We start from the raw sequence: 24633 nt of genomic DNA, 5'->3' as shown, positions 1-24633 counted from the left end.
TGGAGAGAGAACAAAATTATATACATATTCATATTTGTATATACATTTTGAAGTAATATCCATATAAATAAAGGAATATTTCCGAAAGCTGAGTCATTAGATGAGGTTTTGAATGAATAATAAGGAGGAGAAATTAATTTTAAAAATATATACATATTCATATTTGTATATACATAATATACTAACAAATCAACTTCCAGTAAGGAAGTTACAACTACCTTTTTCTGAATATTTTGTCAGTTATGAAATGAGTCATGAATGATAGGAGGTGTGAATCTTTAAATAAGTATACCAGAAATGGATTTGCTAAGTTAATAGGAGTGATTGGTAATGAAGATGATTGATTATATCTACGATCAGCCCAATAGGCTAAAAAAAATCTTAGACTCCAGAGATGAGACATGTATACCGTTACTAAACTTTATAGAAAAGAATCAAATTAAAAGAGTGTATTTGACGGGATCTGGAACAAGCTATCATGCGGCCTTATTAATGAAAATGTATTTTGACCAATATACAGACTTCGAAACATCGGTTTCGATACCTACCTTTTTTTCGAGATATGAAATTTTTAGCAAAAATTTTAAGAATGAAGAAACAATGCTTATAGCTATTTCTCAGTCCGGAACGTCGGTTTCCTCCATAAATGCGGTGAAAAAAGGGAATCTATTGGGGATTCAGACGGTTGCACTCACAGAAGATTTAAACAGTTTCATTACGAATGAAGCAAAATTATCAATTCATTTAAATTGTGGGAAAGAGAAGATTCCAATTGAAACAAGAGGATATACCTCTACAGTATTTACATCCATCCTAATGGCTGTTGAAATCGGCAAACGGATTGGGAATCTATCAGAGCTTGATTATAAAACAATAATGGAATCGTTGGAAAAGGATATTAGTCAACTGCCATCTGCCATAGAGCAAATTGAAGAATGGTACAAGAGGAACAAATATGAATTAATGACCATGGAAAAAGGGTCGATCGCAGGCTACGGCCATAATTACGTGACAGCGATGGAAGGTTATTTAAAGATGTACGAAACCTTTCATAAACCGCTTTCTGCACATGAACTTGAAGAGCTGCTTCATGGATATGAAATGGCCTTTGACTCTAAGCAGTATATTTTTATGATTGCGTCTGAAGGAGAAGAGATCCAATCAATTGAGAAGTTTAGGTCTTTCTTAGATCAGCTAACAGAACATCAATTTATAATCACGAATCAAACCATCACTCTTAGAAGTAAAGACTTATATTTAGCTGCCCCTATAAGTAAGGTGTTTAGTCCGATATTATTCATTATGCCGTTTCAAATAATGGCTGCTAGGAATTGTGAATCAATCGGCTATGACACGTCTATCTATCCGCATAAAACAAGAAGTTTCTCCCATGTAAGATAATTTTTACCATCACCTTATGTCAATTTAGATAGCCATTCATATTTCTGGAAGGGGGTTTAGAGTGACTAATTTTATCATCGCCACCCATGGTCGTCTAGCAGAAGGATTCTATGAGTCTGTAAAGTTTTTTAACAGTCAGATCAAAAATGTTTATTATATGAATGCCTATGTGGAACATAACGATTTTGAGAAGGACTTTATCGAGAAAGTGAAAGAATTATCAGGATCTCCACTTATTGTATTGACAGATATTCCAGGTGGCAGCGTGAATAGAATTGCTTCAAAACACATGGCTGCATTTGGTTATCAAGTGATCAGCGGGATTAATTTATCGATTCTATTGGAATTGGTGTTTAGTCCTGAAACGATAAATAAGGAAACCATTGAGAGGGTTGTAACATCATCTAGAGAACAATTAGTGTTTATGAACAAATTGATCGAAGAAATGGAAGGGAAGGAGTTTACGAATGATTAGTTTAGTAAGAGTGGATGATCGATTGGTTCATGGAATGGTAGCAGTTTCCTGGACGAGTGCGCTGAAGCCGGATTGTATTTTAGTGGCGAATGATGCAGCTTCAAAGGATGCTTTTATGAGTATGACGATGAAAATGGCGAAACCGGCAGGGGTTAGTTTGATTATTAAAAATATCGAAGAATCCATAGGAATATTGAACAGTGAGAAATACAAGAGTAAGAAGTTTTTTGTTGTGACGGAAAGTGTAGAAGATGCCTATAAAGTCAGTGAACAGGTTAATGGTATTAAAACCGTTAATATTGGGACAGCAGGATTAAAAAAGAAAGAAAAATTAATTTCAACCTTGCCGCAAATCAAAATGACAATCGAAGATTTCGAGTATGCTAGAAAGCTGCATGAAAAAGGAATTGACGTTTTTGCTCAAGTTACTCCTTCTTTAGAAAGAATGAATTATGAGGGAATCCTTAAAGCATTTCATACTATTTAGCTAAGAGGAGGCAAAAGTAATGGTTATTCAAGGAATTTTGATTGCCTTAATTGCTGCAGTTGTTTACATGGAAAGCCGAATTGGCGGGCAGCACATGTTAGATCGGCCCATTATCATTGGTCCGCTGGTTGGTTTGGTGATGGGGGACTTTCAAATGGGTTTAATCATAGGCGGTGAACTTGAACTAGTTTGGATGGGACTGGTGGGGATTGGAACATCAACTCCTCCCGATGTGGTGGTTGGCTCTGCTTTAGCGACTGCATTAGCGATTCAAACGGGCGCCGATTATCAAACCACTTTAGCATTAGCGATTCCGATCGCTTTACTTGCTCAATTTGTAGCCATTGGGGTGGCAATTTTGAATACTACCTTTGCCCATTATGCGGACAATCAGATTGCAAAGGGCAGCTGGAAAGGAATCGCCATTGGAAATTGGTCAGGTTCACTCATGTACTTCTTGTCTAAGTTTTTGATGGTGTTCATTGGATTTATGGTCGGTGGAGATGTCATTAAAGGGATCGTCAATCATATTCCTCAAGTGATTCAAGCGGGTTTAGCACAATCAGGAAATCTGCTTCCTGCTCTTGGGATTGCAATGTTAATGCAGTTAAGTCTTGATAAAAAATACGCTGCCTTTCTATTCCTCGGATTTGCGCTTGTTGCTTTTTTCAATATATCAACGATTGGTGCGGCCATATTCGGTGCGATCTGCGCCTATCTATATTATCAATTTAAGCCAAGGGAAGGGGAATTATTCTAATGGAAAATAACTCAAAGAAGTTAACCAAAAAAGACTTAATGAGTGTTTACGTAAGACATTACCAGCTTCTCGGTTGTTTTAATTATGAAAGACAGATGTCGACGGGATATGGATGGGCCATGACACCTGTTATTAAAAAATTGTACGGTGATGATGATGAACAGCTAAAAGAAGGGTATCAACGACACTTAGAGTTTTTTAATTGTGCGACATCCACTTCACCATTCATTCTCGGAATCAGTTGTGCGATGGAGGAACAGTATGCCAATGCCGAAGAAGACGAGTTCGAGGTATCTTCCATTAATTCCGTAAAAGCGGCACTAATGGGGCCGCTTGCCGGCATCGGGGACTCGTTTTTCTGGGGAACGTTTCGAGTCATTGGTGTGGGAATCGGTGCACCATTGGCGATTAAAGGAAGTATTTTGGGACCGCTATTGTATTTTTTGATGAATGTCATCCCGAGTGAATTGGTAAGATGGTTTGGATTTAAAATTGGTTACAAAGGCGGCAGCGAATTTTTAGCGAAGATTAGTGAAAATGGAACGTTGCAAAAACTAACAGAAGCCGCCAAGGTTCTTGGCCTGGTTGTGATTGGGGCATTGATTGCTTCCATGGTCGTGATCAAATTACCTACGTCCATTAGCATTAATCACGCGAAGATTAATGTTCAAGAAACCTTAGATTCGATCATGCCTAAATTGTTGCCTTTACTCGTTACGTTTGGCTGCTATAGTCTCCTGCAAAAGAGAGTAAGTGGAACCTGGATCATGTTTGGGCTGATTATACTCGGTATTCTTGGTGTTCTTTTAGGCGTTTTAAAGTAAGGGGAGGTTAGGATGAGAAAAGAAGAAATTATCGACGGATTGAAAGACGGTTTAATCGTTTCCTGCCAAGCGGTTCCGGGTGAGCCTCATTATATGGAGGGAATGACGGCAAAAATGGCCGAATGTGCAGCATGGGCTGGAGCGGTCGGCATACGAGCGAATTCACCGGACGACATCAAAAGAATCAAGGAAACGGTCGATTTACCCATCATCGGTCTCTGGAAAATAGACCGGAATATAAAGGATGTTTATTTAACGCCCCATCTAAACGCTGCCAGGGAAATTTGGCATGCTGGTGCAGAGATTATTGCGGTACAGGCAACGAAACATAAGAGAGACGATGGAAAGTACTCCTATGAAACCATAAAGGAAATCAAAAAAGAAATTCCCGAAGCTCTCATTTTTGCAGATATTTCCACTCCTGAAGATGCTAGGATTGCTGCTGAGTATGGAGCTGATTTTGTCGCACCTACCTTACAAGGATATACAAAAGCGGGTTACTTCGATCATGTAACGCTCAAGGATACACCTGACTTTATTTTATTGCGAGATATTGTGGATGCAGTAAAAGGTACAGAAACAAAGGTGATTATGGAAGGTAAGGTTTCTACTCCTGAAATCGCCATCCAATGTTTATACATGGGGGCTTATGCGGTTGTTGTTGGGAATGCCATCACTCGTCCTCATATTACAGCAAAGCGATTTGCTAGAATGCTGAAACGATACCATGACTAATTATTTAGTCCCCTCATTATTCTTTATTTGTATCTTCGCTAGTTTTATCTATAAGAAGGTTATCACTAAAAAATATTTGTCGTTATTGATGGAATATAAACTTTATAAAAAAGAAGAAGAATATATGGATTTGTTGTCTTCTTTACCTATAAAACTATATTTTTCTTCAAAAACGATCATAGTATTAAAAATTAAATATTATTTAGATACAAACCAATACAATCAAATAAAAGAGATAACCGAACAATTAAGGAAATCGAATGTCAAAATGAAAGATTTGGTTAGTATCTTACTGTCGGTATATGGTTATTATTTAGACTTCGGGCACAAAAAGGATGCAGTAGAAATCTACCATTTCTTAATTAATCAAATTGATAAAGAATCAAATCAAGAATTATACCGTGAATTGAATGAACTAAAAACAATTTATATTGATCATGACAGGAACTATATCAGTGTTTTGGAGAAAAGGATTGAAAAAACAAAGGTATTACCCGAAGTGGTCATTCTTTATTTTAGACTTGCCAAGCTTTATGAATTTCTTGGAGAGGTGGATCAGTCGAAACGATTCCTCCAAAAAGCAAAGAGTTTTTCTAAATCACAAGGACAAATGAAACAATTGGACAGATTAATAGGAACTTGAATATCGATTGACAGAACAACAGGGATTTAAACTTATAGGCGAGGAGAATAATATGACTAACCAAACATGGGATATGTATGATTATATTGTAGAATCAAAGGATGCAGTAAGAAGAATGGTAGATCAAAAAGATGAGATTCTGGAAGAAGCAACTGTATACTTTTTCTCAAAGCAAATAAATAGAATCTATTTAGTCGGATCAGGAACCAGTTATCATGCGGGGTTAGCGTCCAGAAGTATGATGGAGAAAGTGTTAGGTATTCCAGTCATAGCTCAATATCCGATGGATTTTAAAGATCAAGAATTTTTACCGGATGAAAATACGTTGGTCATTGGTATTTCTCATGCAGGAAGATCTACATCTACCATCCTAGCCTTGGATAAGGCCAAGGAAAAAGGATATGCAACTATTGCTGCATCTGCAGAGAAAAATACACCCATTATCGATCATGCAGAACGTTTCTTAGAAATTTCAGTCGGACCTGAATATGCAGCACCAAAAACAAAAGGATATATTGGAACAGTAGCTTCATTGGTATTATTGGCTCTAAACATTGGCTTACAATCAAAGAAACTCACTGCGTTAGAGTATGAGAACTATGTATTCGATCTGCTTGACACAACGGATAATATCCCTGATATTGCCAGAAAAAGTGTTAATTGGTATAACGATAATAAAGAGGAATTACTTAAATCTAGAAGAATCATCATGGTGGGTTATGAGCAGTGCAAGTCTGCTTTAATGGAAGGAACATTAAAAGTACTAGAAGCCGTTAGATACAGTGTAACAGGATATGAATTAGAGGAATTCATGCACGGCGTTTATCATTCGATTGATCAAGATACTTTCATGTTCTATCTTGGTTCAGAAGGTCAGTATTACAATCGAATGATGAATATGAGAAACTATTTTGAAATGGAACGAGGAAATAAAAACTTTGTTATAACCTCTGATAAAGGTTTTGAAAAAGATCCTCATAATTTAATCTTTGATTTTAAAAATCATCCGTATTTTGCTTCTTTAGAATATGTTGTACCATTACAAGTCCTTGCCAGAAAGCTTTCTTCCGATTTAGGGATTGATTGCAATCTATCTTCTGATCCTGGTTTCCATAAAAAAATGGGGAGTTATACTTATTAAATCATAAAACAGGCAGCGCCTCCTGAATGGATCAATTAATGGAGGTGCTTTTTTATATGACTTTCTCTAAATGAATATCCCATTCCTTAATCACACAATCATTTGGCAGTATGATTATTTTATTTGAGCCACAATGTTATAATAGATGGGAATTTTATAAGATTTAAAACCTTCAAAGGGAGTGTTGATTTTGACAATCAAAACGATTTCGCCAAAAGAGCTTGAAGAGCGACTGAAAGAAAATACCCAAACTTACATACTGGATGTCCGCGCAGAGGAAAAATACAATGACTTTCACATTGAAGCTGCTAAAATCAAAAACTTTAATATTCCAAAAACAACGATCTTTGAGCTTGAGGAAAAAAGTGATGAAGAAGTCGCAGCATTACCTAAAAACCATGAAATCATTGTAACCTGTACAACAGGAAACTCTGCCAAAAAATGTGCCACAATCTTGTCCAGAAAAAACTATAATGTTGTATTGCTAGAAGGCGGAATTACTGCCTGGAAAGAGTATCTGCAATCACAAAAAAGAAATTAATATGGGTTTTGGTGTGTAATTAGAATAGTCTTTAATTTAATTAAAAAAACGCTTGAATCAAAATATTGATTCAAGTGTTTTTACTATAGGCATAAGTGCAACTACCAATCAGCAGCCTTTTCTTTATGGCTTCAAAATGACTTTGATACATTCGTCTTCATGGTCATTGAAGATTTTATACGCTTCGCTTGCTTGATCAAGCGGTACACGGTGGGTGATAATTTCTGTAGGATCGATTTGACCGGATGTAATCATATCGAACAGGGTCTGCATGTAATGAATGACAGGGGCTTGTCCCATTTTTATTTGGATGTTTCTTTCAAATAAATTTCCAAGAGGGAATTGATTATACTTAGAGCCATATACTCCTGTCAACTGTATGGTTCCAAATTTGCGGACAGCCTCCATGCCAATTCTGATCGCACTTATCGTACCGCCGGAAAGCTTTATTTTTTGATCGACTGTTTCTCTTGGTGTTTTTTCTCCATCCATCCCAACACAGTCAATGACAACGTCAGCTCCGCCTTTTGTAAGTTCAGCGATATAGGCTCCTGTTTCATCGTAGTCATCAAAATTAATGATTTCAACATTGTTCATCTTTTTTGTATGGTTTAGCCGGTATGGAAGATTATCGACTGCAATGACTCGGGAAGCGCCTTTCATCCAGGCAAACTTTTGTGCCATTAACCCCACTGGACCGCAGCCAAGCACGACCACTGTATCACCGGATTTAACACCTGCATTCTCGACACTCCAATAGGCAGTCGGGAGAACATCAGATAAGAACAGCACGGCTTCATCTGGCACCTCGGCTGATTCCGGGATCACAAAAGGCATGAAATTGCCATAAGGCACACGCAGCAATTCGGCTTGCCCGCCTGGATGCCCCCCGTATCTTTCTGTAAAACCGAAATAACCGCCTGTATCAATATGGGGATTTCCATTGGAATGATCACATTGACTTTCCATATGATTTTGGCAGTAATGGCAGTGTCCGCAAGAAATATTAAATGGCAGTACCACGCGGTCACCTTTCTTCACTCTTGTTACTTCCGGTCCGACTTCTTCCACAATCCCCATGGGCTCGTGTCCAATGACATAATCTTTTGATGCCGGAAGAGCACCACTGTAAATATGAAGGTCGGAACCGCAGATAGCCGTTGAGGTAATTCTGACAATTATATCCTCATTCTTTTGAAGGGCAGGATCTGCTACTTCCTTTACTTGAATTCCAACGTATTTGTCTTTGGTTTGCTTACATTATTTTGTAGCATACTATACGAAGCACTAAGATCGAACCAACGTTTAAGAGGGAAAAGGGATGGTGTGCGATGGAAAAGCAGCTTCCACCTGGCCAATTCGAAACAGAAAAATGGCCAATACTGCATGCAGGTGATGTTTCCAAGTTTGATGAATCCACATGGAATTTCAGACTTTTTGGTGAGGTAAAAGAAGAAAAGTTCTTATCCTATAAGGAAATCCTTGATTTTGCCGTATTCGAAAAAAAGATTGAGTAAGGAAGATTTGGCAAATTATAAGAAGAAGGAGGTTTTGAGATGAAATTTACTATCCGTTTTTTCTTCAGGGAAAACTTTAGCAATTCAATATTTGAAAGAGAGCTAAAAAAATCCTTAGAGGAAATTAGTGTATCTGTTTCAAGTATCAAGTTTAATCTATTTGAAGAAAAACACATACATAATAGAAGGAATATTATTGAGGTGAATGTTGAAGTTAAAGGGGACTTCATCGATTACAGAACTGTTTTCGGTTGTGTATTTATAGTAATAGATGAACTTTCATTAGATTTATCTGGAATAGATATAAATGAATAATAGGCTTCCCTTAGTTTTTTAAATTTTTCCTAATAAAAAAATTTGTTTTCCAAGGAAGAGATAATGAAAAAATTAATTATTTCTTATAATAATGATAATGAAAATGGTGTCCATAGGGATGAGGAGTTCCCAGTTGACAATTTCAAAGATAACACTCAATTGATATTTATGTTTGAAAATAATATTCCAAATGTCTTTATCACCCAGATTGACAATGGTCATTTTAACGTAGGAAGGAATGTTAATCTCAAAAAGGTTAAACCTAATTATAATACTAAGAAAAGGTATATGGTACCTCTTCATATAACTTCAGAACCCGCGTTGAGGAAAACAAAAGATGAAAAGCATCCATAAAGACCGCTGTTCATTCTATTTTGGGAAGCGTCATGGTTTTGACAAATTACAACGGTAAGGGAACAAATACTGATATTTCAAGGTTTATGAGATTTGTATCAATAGGGTTTAACTCTATTGAGAATGACGGATATAACAGTGGTTAAAGGGTCCCAAATGTCAAATATACATGTCTCAAAAAATCCCTTATAGTTGTTAAGTTTAACATTTTTACTTCTTAAAATTGCTTAACGTTGTAAATCCACATTTTTCTGCCCCGACCAACATTAACATAAATATTGAACTATTGATCTTATTGAAGATGAAATAGACCAAAAGATAAGTGAGTTTACTCAATTATCAATTGATATAGTGAAATCGAGGCTGGTTTATTTTCAATTAAGATAGATGCATTTTTGTTATAAATTTTTTCTCGCATTGGAAAAGATAAAGTAAGCAACTAGTACAATCAAGTTTTATCCCAATAACATAATATATTAGAAACCTTTTGAGGAAAGGAGGGTTTCTGATGCTTTGTTATCCGGGATACAGATATTGAGGACCTGGTTGTCACGGGCCGGGTGCTCCTGTAAATGTATTGGATGCTATTTGCTTGGAACATGATAATTGTTACCGAATGACTGGAAATAGAAAAATGTGCGATCAAATGTTTATAAATAGAACGAGACCGCTTATCAATCAACCTGGAAAAATAGGAAGAGATGCAGCAATTATGAGTGCACTGATACAACTTAAGTTAATGTTTTAAAATGTTGCCAGGCACCTTATAAAAACCAACGGATCCGCTAGTGAGCGATCCGAACAAATTGTATTACAAAGAAGAGTAAGGGGCTTATGAGGTGCATATATGGAAACGTCGTTTAAGAGGTTATTAAACTTGGTTCAAAACTAGATAAAAACATACACTATTTTTTAAAAAAGTAGAATATGGTAAACGGGTTCCGATTTGAAGTAGAAGGCGGTAATTCGCAAGCAAATTCACAATAAAAAATGGAGGGGAATTCAAATAATTCACACTACTTTTCTATTACTCTAATTTGTGAATATTAGCGTCGTATTAAGTAGCAAATGACTTTGTTTTAACAGATGTTATTCTTCCACATAAGACTTTAATTCATGATGTTAGATTGTTCAGGATATTAAGAAATATTCTCCTCCATGGCAAACTGCAATAGCTTTGTTTCAGGAAATGCCGTTAAGATACTCCTAGATATAATTACACCTTCCTGTGAAGAGGGGCATTCGACCCTATCTTCATTACTACATATTGGGGTAGGACCAGCAATCGTAGGGTAAAAAACTTGATTTAATAAGAGGGTTACATTGTAAACATATTCTTCTAGAAAAGATTCTCCCTTATTATAGTGAGGACAACGGGCGTCCTTTGGACCCACTAATTCTTTTAAAAATGATGTTCATTGGTTATATGAACGGTATTCGCTCTGAGAGGCAATTAGTAAGAGAAATAAAAATGAATGTTGTCTATCGATGGTTTTATGTTTAAAATTCCATGATCCCATTCCTGATCATTCCACCAATTAATACCCCCCAGCGCTTTTTAGACTTCTTTTGCTATCAGTTGAAAAATTTTTTAATTTTTTTATTAGAGCCACTTGATTGAATGCGATAGAAAGGGTTTAAGCCATAATGCTCTTTTTGGGTCGAAAGAAGTACAAATGATTTCTTACGTTGCTAATTCCTAAACTTTTCCGAAAAATCCATCTGTGAAGTCATGGCTGTACGTCTGCTCACATGGGGGGGCATGACGATGTGGGTGTCGCCTATGGAGTTCGTGTAACTGGCCTATGTGCCGAGTAGTTTCTATATCTTGATTACCACCAGGCATCGTTTCTATTTATGTGACCAATTAGACACAGGTGGTTCATTAAACCAATTTTTCCTTATTAATAACTTCAGCCCTTTCTCTGAGTAGTTTTCAATCATCTTGATTAGTTCCTTTAAAGAATCTATATGATCCTTTTTATAACTGGATACCACTGCATTTTGTAGATGGGTTATACTTACTGGATTAAGGAACATTATTAAGTTTGCAATTAATTTATCGGAAAAAGGTGATTCCTTTCCTTTATTAACGTGAGCCTCTAGTCCAGTTGTAGTTGGAATTCCATTTTCTCTATAGATATCGGATAAAGTGGCTGATTGATTAAATGCTAACTTTTTCCCTTCTAGTATAAATTCCTTTGTGTCCATATCCTCTACGACTTCAGAAAAACCGGTACAAAGAGCAATTCCAACATTGTTACATTGAAGGGCACCGAACATATTTGCCAATTCTACGGCATTGAGTGGTCGTTGCTGAGTTGATGCAACTTTGAATAGTCTCCCATCCCTTTTATCTGCTTTTTTATAAGAGAACGAATTATTTTGTAATAAATTTTTATCATTAAGTAATTTTAATAAAGATAAATCTAATTGAATTACATCAATAAGTAGTTTTTTATAAAAATTTTTTACTTTATAATCTGTTAATTCAACATATTGAACAGCAAGCGCTCGCAATCCATTACTCGTTATATGCTTTAAGATTTCTATCATTAATTGGTCTGAAAATAGCTTTGTTGTTGAACTATATATATCATCTTCCCTGAAGAACGGTGTATCTTTATAACCTTCCTCAGACAATAATTGAGTAGCCTCTTGTTCCTGATATGTAGAGATTTCATATATTTCATTTAAAATATTCCTTAAATCGGTATCCTCAGAAGTTTCACTAAGATATTTTAAAAAATAATTCATCATGTTTGAACTTGATTGTAAGTACCAAAGGAAACCTAATTCATTTACGTTCATTGTTATACCCCCTAAAAACTCTATCTCTTTTTTTATTTTTTCAAAAAATTTCTTGATTATTCATGAATCGGTAATTCTTCCTAAATACACTCAGAGTTTCATTGTACGGGTTGAACCTATCGAAAAGGAACAACATTTCATATATCCGATCAAACTGATGTTGGTAATATAATGATTAAAAAAATTGAGGTGAATATCTAAAGCTAACTTCCTTTAATGGGAAAAGTCTTTACGGCGAAGTGGAAAGATATAAATAAGGTCAACCAGAAATATTTAGCATTCTGGCTAAACTTATAATACGAAAGGGGCAGGTTAATGAAATAGGTATGAACCCTCTTTAATAATTCATTGTATCAATTTAATGGATTTTTTCATGAAAAAATCCTGTACTTAAAGTAAATTAATTTTAAACAGGACTATTAGTTGCTTTTCGGACTATTGCAATAAAAGCCCGAGACATAAGTAAAGTTATACTTGAAGTCCAGAAGCTAGTAAAGGAATTCCATCCGTTGTTAAATTTAATTAAAGACGTTTTCTTCTCTAAGAAATACTCTGTTATAGCCATTGGAATAGTAAAAAAGAATGATTTAACAATTATACCAAAAATATTGGATTTCTTAGTAACTTGGTTATAGTAAACACAGTTTATAGGATAAAGTAAATAATCAAAAATAAAGCTAATATCAAAGGATTTAAATAAATTTATTGGATATTTGATGTATCCCTTTTTCACAATTATAATATCTAAAAGTGTAGATATAAATCCTTTAAATAGAAAGATAAGTAACCAATCTTTTGCGGGTGGTTTTCTCATCAAATTTATGAATGAAATTATTCCAAAAATTAATAAAGCCCTTAATATGTTTTTCTCTAATGTGTGTTTCATAAATTCACCTCATAAGTAAGTATGCTCAATTCGATGGAGAAAACATCTGAAAAAAAATGTTAATTGATAGTACTTATTCAACTAAGATAAAAAACACAGAATCATGTGTAAATGAATGTTGTGAACCACATAAAATGTGTGGTTTTCCAGTTAATCCTTGCTGTCCATCACCATTTGGATATTAGCTTCTTTCACCCCCGCCAATTAGGTAGGGGTATTTTTATAAAGGGGCGTTTTTTACTTCCCAATGTGGTTTATTATGTAATACTTCTTATTGAAGTAGTTGTTGCAAGAGATAAAGATGGGGAGGCTGCGAAGGTCCAGATTAGTTCAGCAACCGGGGGCTATACCATTAAAAGCAAGGATTTGTATTTTTATGAAAATCCAATTTGGAGATAAATATCAGGCAATATAAAGGAAAGGTCTAAATAAACATAATAGTAATGAAAAAATGGCCGCCCAGCATCAGAGCTGCAGTTCTTGTCACCATTTTAGTTTTAGAAAAGGTGGGATTGTTAGATGGTTTGGACTATTTTTATCTTCCTATTGATTGTGTTTATTGTAGGACCCATTGCCCTGCTTGTGTGGTTACATATTTTATCAAAGAAACCACAGCATTCGATTATTAGAGCACACCCTTATTTGGGATGGATGCGCTATTTGTTAGAAAAGATTGGTCCGGAATTTAGACAATATTGGTTTGATGATGACAATAGTGGCAAACCATTTTCACGTACAGATTTTTTAGGGATTGTGTTTTCGGCCAAATATCGAAGTGACCTTGTGAGCTTTGGTTCGAAACGTGACTTTGAAAAGCCTGGGTATTATATTGCCAATAGCTTGTTTCCACTATTAAATGAAGAATTAAGAGTTGACAACCAGGAAAAAGTCCACGCAATGAAATACAAAATTGATCATGAAGGATTGTTTACGCGTCACGAACAGTTGGAAAAGGATCAAACCACACGTTGGCTTTACCAGGAGGAAGACACGATCATCGTTGGCAGTGATCGGAAAATTCCATGGAGACTTGCAGGTCCATTTGGTGCCTCTGCCACCTCTTATGGAGCAGTCGGCGAAAACTATATCCTTTCAATAGGTCAAGGGAGCCGGATGGCAGGCGGTTCATGGATCAATACAGGGGAGGGCGGAGTGGCACCAGAGCATTTAGAGAGCGGCGTAGATGTGGTCGCTCAAATTGGCCCTGGTTTATTTGGTTTTCGCGATGATAAAGGGAATTTTTCTCTTGATGAATTTAAGTGTAAAGCCCAGGAACCGAATATAAAAGCATTTGAGCTTAAATTCGGCCAAGGAGCCAAAATCCGTGGCGGACATCTGGAGGGGGCGAAGGTGACAATGAAGGTAGCAACTATTCGGAAGGTTCCAGTGGGGCAGACCATTAATTCACCCAATCGCTTTCCCTTTTTGCATAATGCTGTTGAAACGTTGCAGTTTATCAAAATGCTGCAAGAGGAAGGGGGAAAACCTGTCGGAATCAAAATCGTCGTTGGCTATCCATCCAGCTTGGATGAATTTTTCGAGGCCATGAATCATCTTCGGATTTATCCGGATTTTATTACGGTTGATGGCGGAGAAGGTGGAACAGGCGCTACTTATAAATCGATGGCAGATACCATGGGGATTCCTTTATATCCTGCTTTAATTGCCGTTGTGGATAAGGCCTATCAGTTTGGTGTACGAAACAAGCTGAAAATTTTTGCTTCAGGAAGGTTAATTTCAGCCGATAAAATTGCCATTGCGCTTGCAATTGGTGCTGATGCCGTGAACTCTGCACGAGGATTTATGATTGCGAACGGCTGTATTATGGCACTTCAATGCCATACGGGTAAATGTCCTACGGGCGTAACGACCACTGATCCAAAATATCAAGAAGCACTTGTGCCAGAGGAGAAAAAATGGCGAGTCATGAACTATATCATGAATGTACGTTCTGGTTTGTTTGCCTTAGCCGCGGCTTGTGGCATTGATAGCCCTCATAAATTCACACGGGAACACATTGTATTTAAAGATGTCGATGGAAAAATAATCAGGTTATCAGAACTGTTTCCAATTCCTGATTCTTCAGCAGAATGATTCAAAAGAGTTTTATAGTTTAATAGAAAATGAACGGGAACACATTGAGGATCTGTCAAAAAATGTGGCTATTTTCAGTTATAATCAAGGATTCAAACGAATTCCTTTTTTGCGTAGACCCGGAATTACTAGGTAAAGCGTTACAAGGTGGTAAACGTGAGCAAGCAATCGTCGCTACAAAATTCACCTTTGGTCCGAACTGGCAATTATTGGTGGGCATCCTGACTACGTGAAAAAAGCGATTGATGAATCATTACGTCGCTTAAACTTAAATTACATCGACATTTACTACCAACATCGTGTAGATCAAAACGTACCGATTGAAGAAACAGTTGGGGCAATGGCTGAACTGGTACAAGCGGGTAAAGTGCGTCCATTAGGTCTTTCTGAAGCGAATGCTGAACAAATTCGTCGTGCAAATAGTGTACGCCCAATCGCAGCACTTCAAACAGAATACTCACTATGGAGTCGTGACATTGAAGAAGAGATTTTACCGACAACACGTGATTTAGGCATTTGCACGTGGCATACAGTCCATTAAGCCGTGGCTTCATTTCAGGCGAATTAAAATCATTTGAGGATTTGTCCGCTGATGATATACGTCGTAGACTACCACGCTTCCAGCCTGAAAATTTCCAAGCTAATGTAGACATTGTTACAAAACTAGAAGAAATGGCTATTGCAAAAGGGGTATCAGTTGCTCAAATGGCGATTGCTTGGACAATGGCAAAAGGTGCTGTACCATTTCCTGGAACAAAACGAGTGAAATATTTAGAGGAAATGTAAAAGCAGCCGAAATAACATTAACAAATGAAGAATTAGCAGCACTTGATGCGATTAGCCCAAATGTTGCGGGTACACGTTATTAAATAAGAATTAGTTCACGAATTATAAATTTATTATATAAACCCAACCTTTTGATTTAACAAATGGGTGGGTTTATTTTAATTATATTCTTTGAATAGACTAATGAGATGTTCAACAATCGGGCGTTATTCTTTAATAAGAAATTGTGCCCTATTTGAATGGATAATAAAATAAAGGAATTAAGTTTATGATGTGTAAATAAGATTGTGAAGAACTACACTTAAACAAACGGGGGCATTTCTTGAAGAAAAGGCTACCACAATTTAACGGGTTCGGTTGAGAGGTGCAAAATTCAATTCACAGCCTATTTAACACTGTAATTAACGAAGTTTTTAACATTAATTTAGAAATAGAAAAAGGATGTCAATTTTGACATCCTTTTTGACAAGTATCAATAATATTCTTTAAGCGATTTTTCATCCTAACATTCTACGGGTAACAACCTCGTGCGAAGTAACTTGGTGACCCAATAATCTTTCATTGTACTTATTTACTGTTTTGCACCACTGAACCGAACCCGTTAACCACAATTGGCAGCCTTTTCTTATTTAGCTTAGTGCAGGATATTTGAAAAGGGTTTCAACTTTTGCCTAATATAACTAAAAAAAGTGATCGTTGAGATCTATTGTTTAATTTAAACCTAATTTTCTGCTAACTCCTTTCTATTTGGAGCATGTGGTGGTTCTTCCATCCATTCCCTTTCTATCAAAATGTCGGTGCCCTCCTTCCCGTACTGCAATATTTCAGGAATTAGTTTTGAATATTCAGAAGCTAGGTCCACTCTTGCTGATGTAGCTAATGCATGACCAATATAGGTTATTGCTTGCGTATTAAGTATAGTTACAAGGTTCATGATGAGCTTTTCTGAAAAAGGAGATACAGTAGAAGTTGACACTTCTGAGTTAACCATTACAGTACCAAGCAGATCTTCCTTGATTAAAGTATGGTTTAGGAATTGAATTTGTTTTTGAGCTAAGTCTTTTCCTTTTGTCAAAAACTTTTTTATTTGTTCATCTTTCACAACTTGAATAAATCCAGTGAGTAAGACTAAACCAAAATAGTTCCTTTCAATGTTAAAAAATATTTCAGATAGTTCAAGAACATTCAGAGGGCGTTTCTTTTCAAACCACTTGGATAAAAATATTTCTTTCTTTTTAACAAATTCAACTTTATCGGGATAAGGGATCATTGTTGGGCGATCGTATATCCCTTTGGATAGCATTAGATTTACTGATGTATTATAAAGATCCATTGTGGAAGTTAAACACTTTGAGAAGAAAGATCGAACATCTTCACGGACGACATTAGAAATGAGCATACTATAGGTCATCAAACCCATACGACTCATCCCGTAAGTGTAGCTTACAGGAAATAAATCGAAAAACAAAGGTGGAGCTGAAAGATCAATGTCTTCATCGGAAAATCCCTTGGGAATAGGGAAATTCTCGTTTTCAAAAATATTCTTGATTTCCTCAATATTTTTTTGTGATAAATCTAATGTTAGTTTAATTAAGGGTTTAACATCTTCGTTGTTCGACTGTTGAAGGAAATGCTTAGAGAGACAGATAGATAAGCTATCGTTAATATATGTAGCCCATAATCCTGCAATTTCTGTTGATGATAAACCTACAGAATGTTTTGTATTCATTGAAGAGCTCCTCTTAGTAGTGGATTTTTCTAATTTAAGTATTACTCCTACCAAAACAACTTATTCTTCCTTTAATATTTGTGTAGAATAAGCTATCCGTTAAGGGAGGTAATGTGATGGAGAACAAGTTTTCTGACCCAACCACTGCTAAAGGACAAACCGTTGAGAAGCTTATTGAAAGTTTCCCTGAAAAAGGGCTGTCATCAAGGGTAGCTTTTTCTTATTGAAAAAAAACGGTAAGGCTGTTGGAAAAAGTAATACTTTTGGTTATTTAGAGTGATAATAAAACGAAACATGATTATAGTAAGAGGTAGATAATGCATATCATCGGTCAATTTTTATGGATTTTTGCTGCATGGCGTTGGGGGGATTGGAGGAATTGGAGGAACTATCAATCAACATTGCTCTTTATGATTGTTTTTTCATTACTTTATGATGTTCTTTCATATAATTATTCCCTCTGGATATTTAGTGACTTTATTTTACCTACTCACACATTAAATAGCCTTGCAGTAACATTTATAGGTTTCCCTTGTTCTGTACTTTTATTTCTTTCACGTTTCCCTAAAAACAACCGAATAAAACAATTAATATACGTTTCTTTTTGGGTAGTTTTATACATAGCAATCGAGTATTTCTTTGTTGTTATTGGGTTGTTCCATTACTATCATGGATGGAACATTTGGTGGTCTGCTTTGCTTGACGCTACTTTATTTCCTATGTTGCTACTTCACCATAAAAAACCCTTAGCAGCATACATAATTTCTGTTCCAATCATTATTTTTTATTTCTTATTTTTTAATTTACCAATAAGTAAAATGAAATAAGATTCGGTTAGGGACATATAAACATAAGAAGATTAATTGCAAAGGTAGCTCTTTTTTAGTATAAAAAAAGATTGTGAAGAATTGTACTTTAACAAACGGGTGCGATTCTTCAAGAAAGAAGGTCGCTTTTTTCTTAATAAAAGTAACGGGGCAGGTTAGTTTAAGTGAGATTCTTCACAACCACTCTTTTTTTATTAGTAATAATTAATCCACCTATTTCAAAGTAAAAAGCACTCAAGTTAGAGTGCTTTTTCATGTATACGACTAATCTTCGTCAAAATGAGACATTTTCTTTTATCCTTAATTTTGTAATGATGTTACATTTCCTTTTGTTTTTCCATGTAAGAAGTAATATAAAATAACGTCTGCTAAAATGACTATAGCCATCATTATATATAAGTTTGAAAAACCATAGACTGGAATTAATAGTCCAATTAAAAATGGTCCAAAACCACCACCAAAATCTGCAAATATAAAGAAAGTTGACGTTGCCAAGCCCATACGATTACGAGGTGAAACCTTAACAGCTATAGCCTGACCGCTTGGAATAAATGTCCCATAAGCCAAACCGATAAAAACGGCAGAGAATAAAAGCATAAATCCAGTATGAACATGACTGATAATCAGGAAACCGATAATAAAACAAATAAGAGCAGGATACACTACAAAATTTTCTCCTTTAAGGTCAAACAACCGTCCTGTAAATGGTCTCGAAACCAAGGCAGCTATTGCAAAGACAATAAAGAAGAAGCTAGCGGCATCGACTAAATGTATTTGTTGTGCATATGTGTTAAGAAACGAAAGAATACTAGCATAAGCAGCGGTTACTATGATACTTACAATCGCAATTGGAAGAGCTTTCGGTTCTAAGAAGTTGTTTAGCTTAAACCCTTTCATGCATTTTAATTGCTCTTTATTAAATTCCACTTTTGGTATCTTAAGAAAAAGAGAAGATAAAAAGCTTATCAGAATTATTACGGTACATACTACAAAGTTCATCTTAAATCCTAAATGCTGATTAATAAATATACCAAAAAAAGGACCAATTGCGGAAGCAATGGTTGTACTTAAGGCATAGTAACCAGTACCTTCGCCTCTTCGTTCATCAGGAATAACACTCGAAACTATTGTCCCTGTTGCTGTTGAGGCTATTCCGAATCCAATACCGTGTAAAAAGCGAACAATTAAAAGAATGGATAAGTTTATAACGGCAAAATATAAAAGAATCGTTATAATCGAAAAAATAATTCCGATAAAAAGCATTTTCTTCCATCCAATAAGGTCTATATACTTACCCGAATAAAGACGACCAAAAAGCATTCCGATGATAAAAATACCTGCAGCCAATCCACTCATACTTGCAGAGGCATGGAACTTATCTGCTGTAAATATTGCAATGGTGGCGATTAATAAATAATGAATTAAATAAAGAAAAAAATTTGTTATAGATATAATAAGAAAATCCTTTGTCCATAACTTAGGTTTATTCAATTTTATCCTAACCTCTTTTCTATTTATCACTCCAATAATATAACAACCTCGATTATATATATAATTCACTTTAAATGTAAAATTACAATTATTGATGATAATATTAGAGAAACTAATATAAAAGGAGAAACCAATGAATTTTGAACAGTTGGAGTATGTAAAGGAAATTATTGAAACAAAATCAATGTCGATTGCTGCACAAAATCTGCATATTACGCAATCAGCTATCAGTCAGTCGATTTCTTTATTGGAAAAAGAATTCGGAGTTCAATTATTTAAACGTTCAAGGCTTGGAACTGTTCCCACAGCTGAAGGGAAAACTATAATTAAAAAGTTACTTGAAATTTCAAAAAAGACCGAAGAATTAAAAGAAGAAGTCCAATCCCTTACTTCATCATTCAACGGAGAATTAAAAATTGCTACAAGTCCAAGCATATTTATGACTTTTTTACTTAAAGCACTTGCTAGATTTAAAAACGATTACCCACAAATACAAGTTACAATTAAAGAAATGGAAAAAGAGGATGTAATTAGTAGTGTTGACCAAGAAAAAGTGGACTTGGGCTTAATTACCTTATTTAATCCTGGAGATAAATTACCTTCCCATATTATATTTCACTCCTTTCACTATGAAGGAAATTTTAATATTATAGCCCCAAAAGACTCAGCCTTGGCTTTTAATAAAGAACTACAATTAGTGGATATTAAGGATTATCCATTTATTATGTATGAAAGGAGATATTTTAGACATTTAATTGAAGATTTAGAAAAACAATACGAACCAATTAATGTTATTTTAAGAACAAAAAATTCTGAAGTTATCAAGAGAGCTGTTTCAGAGGGATTGGGTATTAGTTTGGTATCTAGTTTAATGCTAAAAGACGACCCATATATAGAAAGTGGAAAGATCGTTGCTATTCCTCTAACTGGGTATCCTCTAAACTTTAATTCCGTATATGGGGGGGTTTTCTTAAATGGTGGAAATCAGTATAGATTAGTAAAGAAATTTTTAGAATATGTGGAGATATAGCTTATGAGTGCTTGGGTAAATGCCCTTCCTCGTGTGACCAAAGAAATAATGATTTAATAAATCGAATTCGATGAGCCAAACTTGACGGTTTTAGGCGTTTGCTGGATTTTGCTAGTATCCTTTCAGTTGATCAGTAGTCAATGACTCAATATCCACATCATTAAAGTGTTGAATCGCAGTTTTGATTGGAGTTTATATGCATTTAATGTCTGAGGAGAGAATCCTTCAATCCTTCAATCCTTTTGTCTGATTCATATAATTCCCAAGCTTTTGATAATAACAAAATATTTCCTCCTTTTCGGTTATATTAGAGGAATTATTGCCCTGATTATAGCTTTGGAAACGTGGTATTGAAGTAACGGGACAGTTTAGAGGAAGAAGGTTTTTATGATAAAAATCTAATACGTAATCATTTTACTCTACGACAAAAAAAGATGGCAGCTTTTGCTGCCATCTCACCCTTCCACCTAAAGGTTTTCTTTATAGAATCCTACCAGTTTTTCAACAGCCTTATTAACAGGTTCCGGTTTGTCATATAAATCATAGTGACTTGCACCATCAACAACAAACAAATTCTTTTTAACGGAAGCTGCTCTAGTATAAAGTTCTTGTCCATCTTTTATTGAACCGAATCCACCTTGTACGGTACCAATAACTATTTGTAAAGGTTGAGTAAGAAATTCTTCTACTAAATGGAAAGCATCAAAAGCCATTACTGATCCTATACTAGTGAATTTTAACTTATTTGGAGAATTAGGACTTTGACCTCTTGGAGTAGTATAATAATCAACGGCTTCCGTAATATCTATATCAGTAATACCAGCTTTTTCTCTTTCCTCTTGGCTATTAGGAATCCAATTCGTAATCATTGGTTCAGCCCCACGAGCTTCAGCAGTACGTTGTTTACCAATTCCCTCTAGTGCCTTGATTGCATCACCTTCACGATATAAACGACCGATATTAGCGCCAACGACTGTACCTACTGCCTTGATTCGACGTTCTGTCATTGCGGCATTTACTGCATAACCCCCTCCAGCACAAACGCCTAATACACCGATACGATTTTCATCTACATAATCCAGTGAACTCAGGTAATCCACCGCACAACGAATATCTTCAACCCTTGCAGACGGATCTTCAATATATCGAGGTTCACCTTCACTTTCACCTTGATATGACGCATCAAATGCAATGGTTATATATCCTTGTTCAGCAAGTTTTCCGGCATAGATTCCCGCGGTTTGATCTTTACAGCTACTACCCGGATGGACACAAACTATTGCAGGATACTTTTTATTTCCTATAAACCCCTCTGGTAAATAAAGATGTCCTGCTAACTGAAGACCTTTGCCATTAAACTGTACATCTGTTTTGGTTACTTGCATTTTGAATCCTCCTATTTATTATTTCGCACAAATGTGCTATATTTACCTCACGTACCTTATTATACACGGGGGCGATTTACATTCAATGACCAATTATGCATCATTTGAGTGATAAAGAACAAACTGCCGAAAATAGTGCAATATCTTTATGGGCTATATTTATACATGTGATTAAATCGAAATAGACTGCATTAAAAAAATGAAAAAAAGTTTAGTAAAGGTAGGATGATATAGATGGAAACAGTTGATAGAAGAGTATTGAAATCACAGGAGGCAATCAAAACAGCGTTTATTGAGTTGATGGCTGAAAGGAATTTTGACCAAATCACTATCCAAGAAATTGCAGATCGAGCTAACGTCGGAAGAAGAACAGTCTATGCACATTACTTAGATAAATTTGATTTACTTGAGAAGTTAATCGATGAACATTTAAAGGAGCTCCAGCGTATTTGTGACGAAAGAGCAGAGGAAAGCTTTATAGATGGAACAATTATCTGGTTTGAATATTTTGATAAACATGAGTTGTTTTTCTCTACTATGTTGGCGAGTAAGGGTGGTCCAACATTTAGAAGTCGTTTTCTACAATATGTCATTGATGAATTACATGATGAAGTTCATGTACATGAGGGGAAGAATAAAGGATTAAATAAAGAATTATTGCTACAGTTTTTCGGAGTTGCCATTGTCGGCGTAGTGGAAGCATATATTTTAAACGCTATAAAAGAAAATCGTGAATCGCTACCTAAGCAAATTGGGATTTTATTAGAAAGAAATTTGTAAGTGAAGTATGTGAATAGATGTACTTAAGCTAACGGGTGCATTACTGGAACAACGGTAATGCTTTTTCTAATTGAAGTAATGAAGCAGGATACTTTAAGAAGGTTATAGAAATAAGGGGAATGGATATGAAAAATGGTATTGGGGGTTATTTAAAAATGAAGCATAATTTAGGTACTGAAGAAGCGATTAAGAGATGGGATGCCTTTGCAAATACATATTCAAATAATCATACTGAACAAGGAGACCTTCATAAAGAGGTATTCTTAAACCCAACTCTATTTTCACTTATAGGGAATATAAAAAATATAAAAGTTTTAGATGCAGGATGTGGTGAAGGGTACTTAAGCAGGATGTTTTACAAGTCTGGTGCCACAGTTACAGCAGTTGATTATTCTCCTAGAATGATAGAAATTGCGAAAGAAAGAACTCCAAATGATTTGTTAATTGATTTTAAACAAGGTAACTGTGAGGACTTAAATACTTTTGAAGATAAAAGTTTTGATTTAATTGTGTCCAATATGGTTATTCAAGACCTTGCTAATTATGAAAAAGCATTTCAAGAAATGTATCGGTTATTAGTAGATGGAGGCATTTTTATTTTTTCAATTTTGCATCCTTGCTTTGTTACTCCAGAATGTGGTTGGGAGAGAACGGATAGCGGTGAAAAGTTGCACTGGAACGTAGATAAATTTTTTTATGAAGGTGCGTATGAACAAGGTTTAGGTGACAAAGAAAAAATGCTGTTCTTCCATAGAACATTAACGAGTTATATAAATTCTCTTATCAAAACTGGTTTTGCTTTAGAGAGCATTGTAGAACCTATGCCATCAAAAGAAATGCTAAATAAATATCCTTCATCTGAAGAAGATTTTAGATGTGCTGACTTTATAGTGTTCAAATTAAAAAAATAACTGCATTATGAAATAAATTTTGTTAAGCTAACGGGGGCGTTAATTGAAGTTCAGGCTGCCATTACGGCGTCCAAAGGGGCAGTTTAGTTGAATAAAACGACATTTCCAATGACAGGAGTATTTGTTATAATTAGTGAAATTTTACACTATATGTATATGTGTTAGTCTAGGGGGAGCTGCATTGAAAATGGTGCATTTTTTAATATGGGTGTTATTGATAATTGCAACTGTATTAGGCGTTAACGGACAGTCTTTAGCATATTTTATGGATGAATTATTTAAAACAAATCGAGCATTAAACTACTTAACCGTACTTACAATTATTAGTGTGCTAATATATATAGTCATCCCTTTATTTGCTTATTTGAAGATAAGGGTAAAAAAATTTGCTCTTATATACATATTTGGTTTTGGAATAATAGGTTTTTGTATATCGGGATGGTCGGTGTTTGTTTGTGCGATGTGGTGGGGCTAAATACAATACAGAATTATTTGAACTGAACTGGTGGTGTAACTCTTCAAGAAGAAGGAGTTTGCTTCACATTAAAAGAAAGGTTTGTGAAGAAATGTACTTAAGCTATCGGGTGCGTTAGTGAAATAAAGGGTCGTCAATAAGATAACGGGTTCTCTTTTGGGGGACAAAAGGCAATAAAAATATTTAAAAACGCAAATAAAAACCACGATTTCTAAAAAAAATCGTGGTTTTTTTA

The 24633-nt window shown here is 35.4% G+C and carries 26 protein-coding genes and 2 pseudogenes; 22 read left to right on the top strand and 6 right to left on the bottom strand.

Features of this window, described 5'->3' with window-relative positions:
- The first annotated feature begins 330 nt into the window (after positions 1 to 330).
- From J7E81_RS22290 to J7E81_RS22250, 9 genes are all read left to right on the top strand, one after another.
- Positions 331 to 1401, top strand: coding sequence for an SIS domain-containing protein (locus J7E81_RS22290; protein ID WP_215045654.1), 1071 nt, complete (start codon positions 331 to 333; stop codon positions 1399 to 1401).
- A gap of 61 nt (positions 1402 to 1462) precedes the next feature.
- On the top strand, positions 1463 to 1876 hold the full coding sequence (locus tag J7E81_RS22285; RefSeq protein WP_215045653.1) for a PTS sugar transporter subunit IIA: 414 nt from the start codon (positions 1463 to 1465) through the stop codon (positions 1874 to 1876).
- Positions 1869 to 2363 carry a PTS sugar transporter subunit IIB gene (locus J7E81_RS22280; RefSeq protein ID WP_215045652.1) on the top strand — a complete coding sequence of 165 codons (495 nt, stop codon included), beginning with the start codon at positions 1869 to 1871 and terminating at the stop codon, positions 2361 to 2363. The genes J7E81_RS22285 and J7E81_RS22280 overlap by 8 nt, the downstream gene beginning before the upstream one ends.
- 19 nt (positions 2364 to 2382) lie before the next feature.
- Positions 2383 to 3123 (top strand): PTS mannose/fructose/sorbose/N-acetylgalactosamine transporter subunit IIC, encoded by a 741-nt coding sequence (locus J7E81_RS22275; protein WP_215045651.1) that lies wholly within the window; start codon positions 2383 to 2385, stop codon positions 3121 to 3123.
- Positions 3123 to 3947, top strand: coding sequence for a PTS system mannose/fructose/sorbose family transporter subunit IID (locus J7E81_RS22270; protein WP_215045650.1), 825 nt, complete (start codon positions 3123 to 3125; stop codon positions 3945 to 3947). Before J7E81_RS22275 ends, J7E81_RS22270 begins: the two co-directional genes overlap by 1 nt.
- Positions 3948 to 3959: 12 nt before the next feature.
- Complete coding sequence (locus tag J7E81_RS22265) at positions 3960 to 4682, top strand: N-acetylmannosamine-6-phosphate 2-epimerase (protein WP_215045649.1); 723 nt, start codon at positions 3960 to 3962, stop codon at positions 4680 to 4682.
- A 124-nt stretch (positions 4683 to 4806) separates the two neighbouring features.
- Positions 4807 to 5325, top strand: coding sequence for a hypothetical protein (locus tag J7E81_RS22260; RefSeq protein WP_215045648.1), 519 nt, complete (start codon positions 4807 to 4809; stop codon positions 5323 to 5325).
- A gap of 52 nt (positions 5326 to 5377) precedes the next feature.
- Positions 5378 to 6466, top strand: a complete 1089-nt coding sequence (locus J7E81_RS22255; RefSeq protein ID WP_215045647.1) for an SIS domain-containing protein — start codon at positions 5378 to 5380, stop codon at positions 6464 to 6466.
- Positions 6467 to 6656: 190 nt separating this feature from the next.
- Positions 6657 to 7007, top strand: coding sequence for a rhodanese-like domain-containing protein (locus tag J7E81_RS22250; protein WP_215045646.1), 351 nt, complete (start codon positions 6657 to 6659; stop codon positions 7005 to 7007).
- Between the two features lie 123 nt (positions 7008 to 7130).
- On the opposite strand, the gene J7E81_RS22245 is transcribed toward J7E81_RS22250, so the two are convergent.
- The gene (locus J7E81_RS22245; protein WP_215045672.1) at positions 7131 to 8237 is read right to left on the bottom strand and encodes a zinc-dependent alcohol dehydrogenase; all 1107 of its coding nucleotides are present in this window, start codon (positions 8235 to 8237) and stop codon (positions 7131 to 7133) included.
- A 101-nt stretch (positions 8238 to 8338) separates the two neighbouring features.
- On the opposite strand from J7E81_RS22245, the pseudogene J7E81_RS22240 reads away from it, so the two are divergent.
- From J7E81_RS22240 to J7E81_RS22225, 4 genes and pseudogenes are all read left to right on the top strand, one after another.
- A pseudogene (locus tag J7E81_RS22240) lies at positions 8339 to 8491 on the top strand (sulfite oxidase-like oxidoreductase); the annotation flags it as partial.
- Positions 8492 to 8563: 72 nt separating this feature from the next.
- Complete coding sequence (locus J7E81_RS22235) at positions 8564 to 8839, top strand: hypothetical protein (RefSeq protein ID WP_215045645.1); 276 nt, start codon at positions 8564 to 8566, stop codon at positions 8837 to 8839.
- A 63-nt stretch (positions 8840 to 8902) separates the two neighbouring features.
- Positions 8903 to 9193, top strand: coding sequence for a hypothetical protein (locus J7E81_RS22230; protein ID WP_215045644.1), 291 nt, complete (start codon positions 8903 to 8905; stop codon positions 9191 to 9193).
- 1360 nt (positions 9194 to 10553) lie between these two features.
- Positions 10554 to 10729 (top strand): annotated as a pseudogene (locus J7E81_RS22225) (transposase); the annotation flags it as partial.
- A 315-nt stretch (positions 10730 to 11044) separates the two neighbouring features.
- Here the strand turns inward: J7E81_RS22225 and J7E81_RS22220 are convergent.
- A complete protein-coding gene (locus J7E81_RS22220; protein ID WP_215045643.1) occupies positions 11045 to 12004 on the bottom strand; it encodes a DUF3231 family protein in 960 nt (319 codons plus the stop codon).
- A gap of 406 nt (positions 12005 to 12410) precedes the next feature.
- Complete coding sequence (locus tag J7E81_RS22215; protein ID WP_215045642.1) at positions 12411 to 12890, bottom strand: CBO0543 family protein; 480 nt, start codon at positions 12888 to 12890, stop codon at positions 12411 to 12413.
- A gap of 519 nt (positions 12891 to 13409) precedes the next feature.
- Between J7E81_RS22215 and J7E81_RS22210 the strand changes: the two genes are divergently transcribed.
- From J7E81_RS22210 to J7E81_RS31130, 4 genes are all read left to right on the top strand, one after another.
- Positions 13410 to 14984, top strand: a complete 1575-nt coding sequence (locus J7E81_RS22210; RefSeq protein ID WP_215045641.1) for an FMN-binding glutamate synthase family protein — start codon at positions 13410 to 13412, stop codon at positions 14982 to 14984.
- Between the two features lie 62 nt (positions 14985 to 15046).
- Positions 15047 to 15217 (top strand): hypothetical protein, encoded by a 171-nt coding sequence (locus J7E81_RS31140; RefSeq protein ID WP_308162261.1) that lies wholly within the window; start codon positions 15047 to 15049, stop codon positions 15215 to 15217.
- On the top strand, positions 15214 to 15525 hold the full coding sequence (locus J7E81_RS31135) for an aldo/keto reductase (RefSeq protein ID WP_308162260.1): 312 nt from the start codon (positions 15214 to 15216) through the stop codon (positions 15523 to 15525). The genes J7E81_RS31140 and J7E81_RS31135 overlap by 4 nt, the downstream gene beginning before the upstream one ends.
- Entirely contained in the window at positions 15507 to 15770 is a 264-nt protein-coding gene (locus tag J7E81_RS31130; RefSeq protein ID WP_308162259.1) for an aldo/keto reductase, read from the top strand. Before J7E81_RS31135 ends, J7E81_RS31130 begins: the two co-directional genes overlap by 19 nt.
- Positions 15771 to 16491: 721 nt before the next feature.
- Here the strand turns inward: J7E81_RS31130 and J7E81_RS22200 are convergent.
- Positions 16492 to 17499 carry a DUF3231 family protein gene (locus tag J7E81_RS22200; RefSeq protein WP_215045640.1) on the bottom strand — a complete coding sequence of 336 codons (1008 nt, stop codon included), beginning with the start codon at positions 17497 to 17499 and terminating at the stop codon, positions 16492 to 16494.
- A gap of 317 nt (positions 17500 to 17816) precedes the next feature.
- On the opposite strand from J7E81_RS22200, the gene J7E81_RS22195 reads away from it, so the two are divergent.
- Entirely contained in the window at positions 17817 to 18326 is a 510-nt protein-coding gene (locus J7E81_RS22195; RefSeq protein WP_215045639.1) for a CBO0543 family protein, read from the top strand.
- Between the two features lie 300 nt (positions 18327 to 18626).
- On the opposite strand, the gene J7E81_RS22190 is transcribed toward J7E81_RS22195, so the two are convergent.
- A complete protein-coding gene (locus tag J7E81_RS22190; protein ID WP_215045638.1) occupies positions 18627 to 19817 on the bottom strand; it encodes an MFS transporter in 1191 nt (396 codons plus the stop codon).
- A 133-nt stretch (positions 19818 to 19950) separates the two neighbouring features.
- Between J7E81_RS22190 and J7E81_RS22185 the strand changes: the two genes are divergently transcribed.
- A complete protein-coding gene (locus J7E81_RS22185; protein ID WP_215045637.1) occupies positions 19951 to 20847 on the top strand; it encodes a LysR family transcriptional regulator in 897 nt (298 codons plus the stop codon).
- Between the two features lie 467 nt (positions 20848 to 21314).
- Here J7E81_RS22185 and J7E81_RS22180 read toward each other — a convergent pair whose 3' ends face one another.
- The gene (locus tag J7E81_RS22180; protein ID WP_215045636.1) at positions 21315 to 22232 is read right to left on the bottom strand and encodes an alpha/beta hydrolase; all 918 of its coding nucleotides are present in this window, start codon (positions 22230 to 22232) and stop codon (positions 21315 to 21317) included.
- A 234-nt stretch (positions 22233 to 22466) separates the two neighbouring features.
- Here J7E81_RS22180 and J7E81_RS22175 point away from each other — a divergent pair, with 234 nt between their 5' ends.
- The 3 genes from J7E81_RS22175 (at position 22467) to J7E81_RS22165 (ending at position 24398) form a co-directional block, all read left to right on the top strand.
- On the top strand, positions 22467 to 23012 hold the full coding sequence (locus J7E81_RS22175; RefSeq protein ID WP_215045635.1) for a TetR/AcrR family transcriptional regulator: 546 nt from the start codon (positions 22467 to 22469) through the stop codon (positions 23010 to 23012).
- A gap of 155 nt (positions 23013 to 23167) precedes the next feature.
- A complete protein-coding gene (locus J7E81_RS22170) occupies positions 23168 to 23923 on the top strand; it encodes a class I SAM-dependent methyltransferase (protein WP_215045671.1) in 756 nt (251 codons plus the stop codon).
- A gap of 181 nt (positions 23924 to 24104) precedes the next feature.
- Positions 24105 to 24398 carry a hypothetical protein gene (locus J7E81_RS22165; RefSeq protein ID WP_215045634.1) on the top strand — a complete coding sequence of 98 codons (294 nt, stop codon included), beginning with the start codon at positions 24105 to 24107 and terminating at the stop codon, positions 24396 to 24398.
- Positions 24399 to 24633: the final 235 nt, after the last annotated feature.

The sequence above is a fragment of the Bacillus sp. ISL-18 genome, assembly GCF_018613415.1.
In the GTDB taxonomy this organism is placed as follows: Bacteria; Bacillota; Bacilli; order Bacillales; family Cytobacillaceae; genus Neobacillus.
The sequence above is the reverse complement of the archived record's forward strand: the minus strand, read 5'-3'. Positions and strand labels throughout refer to the sequence as shown.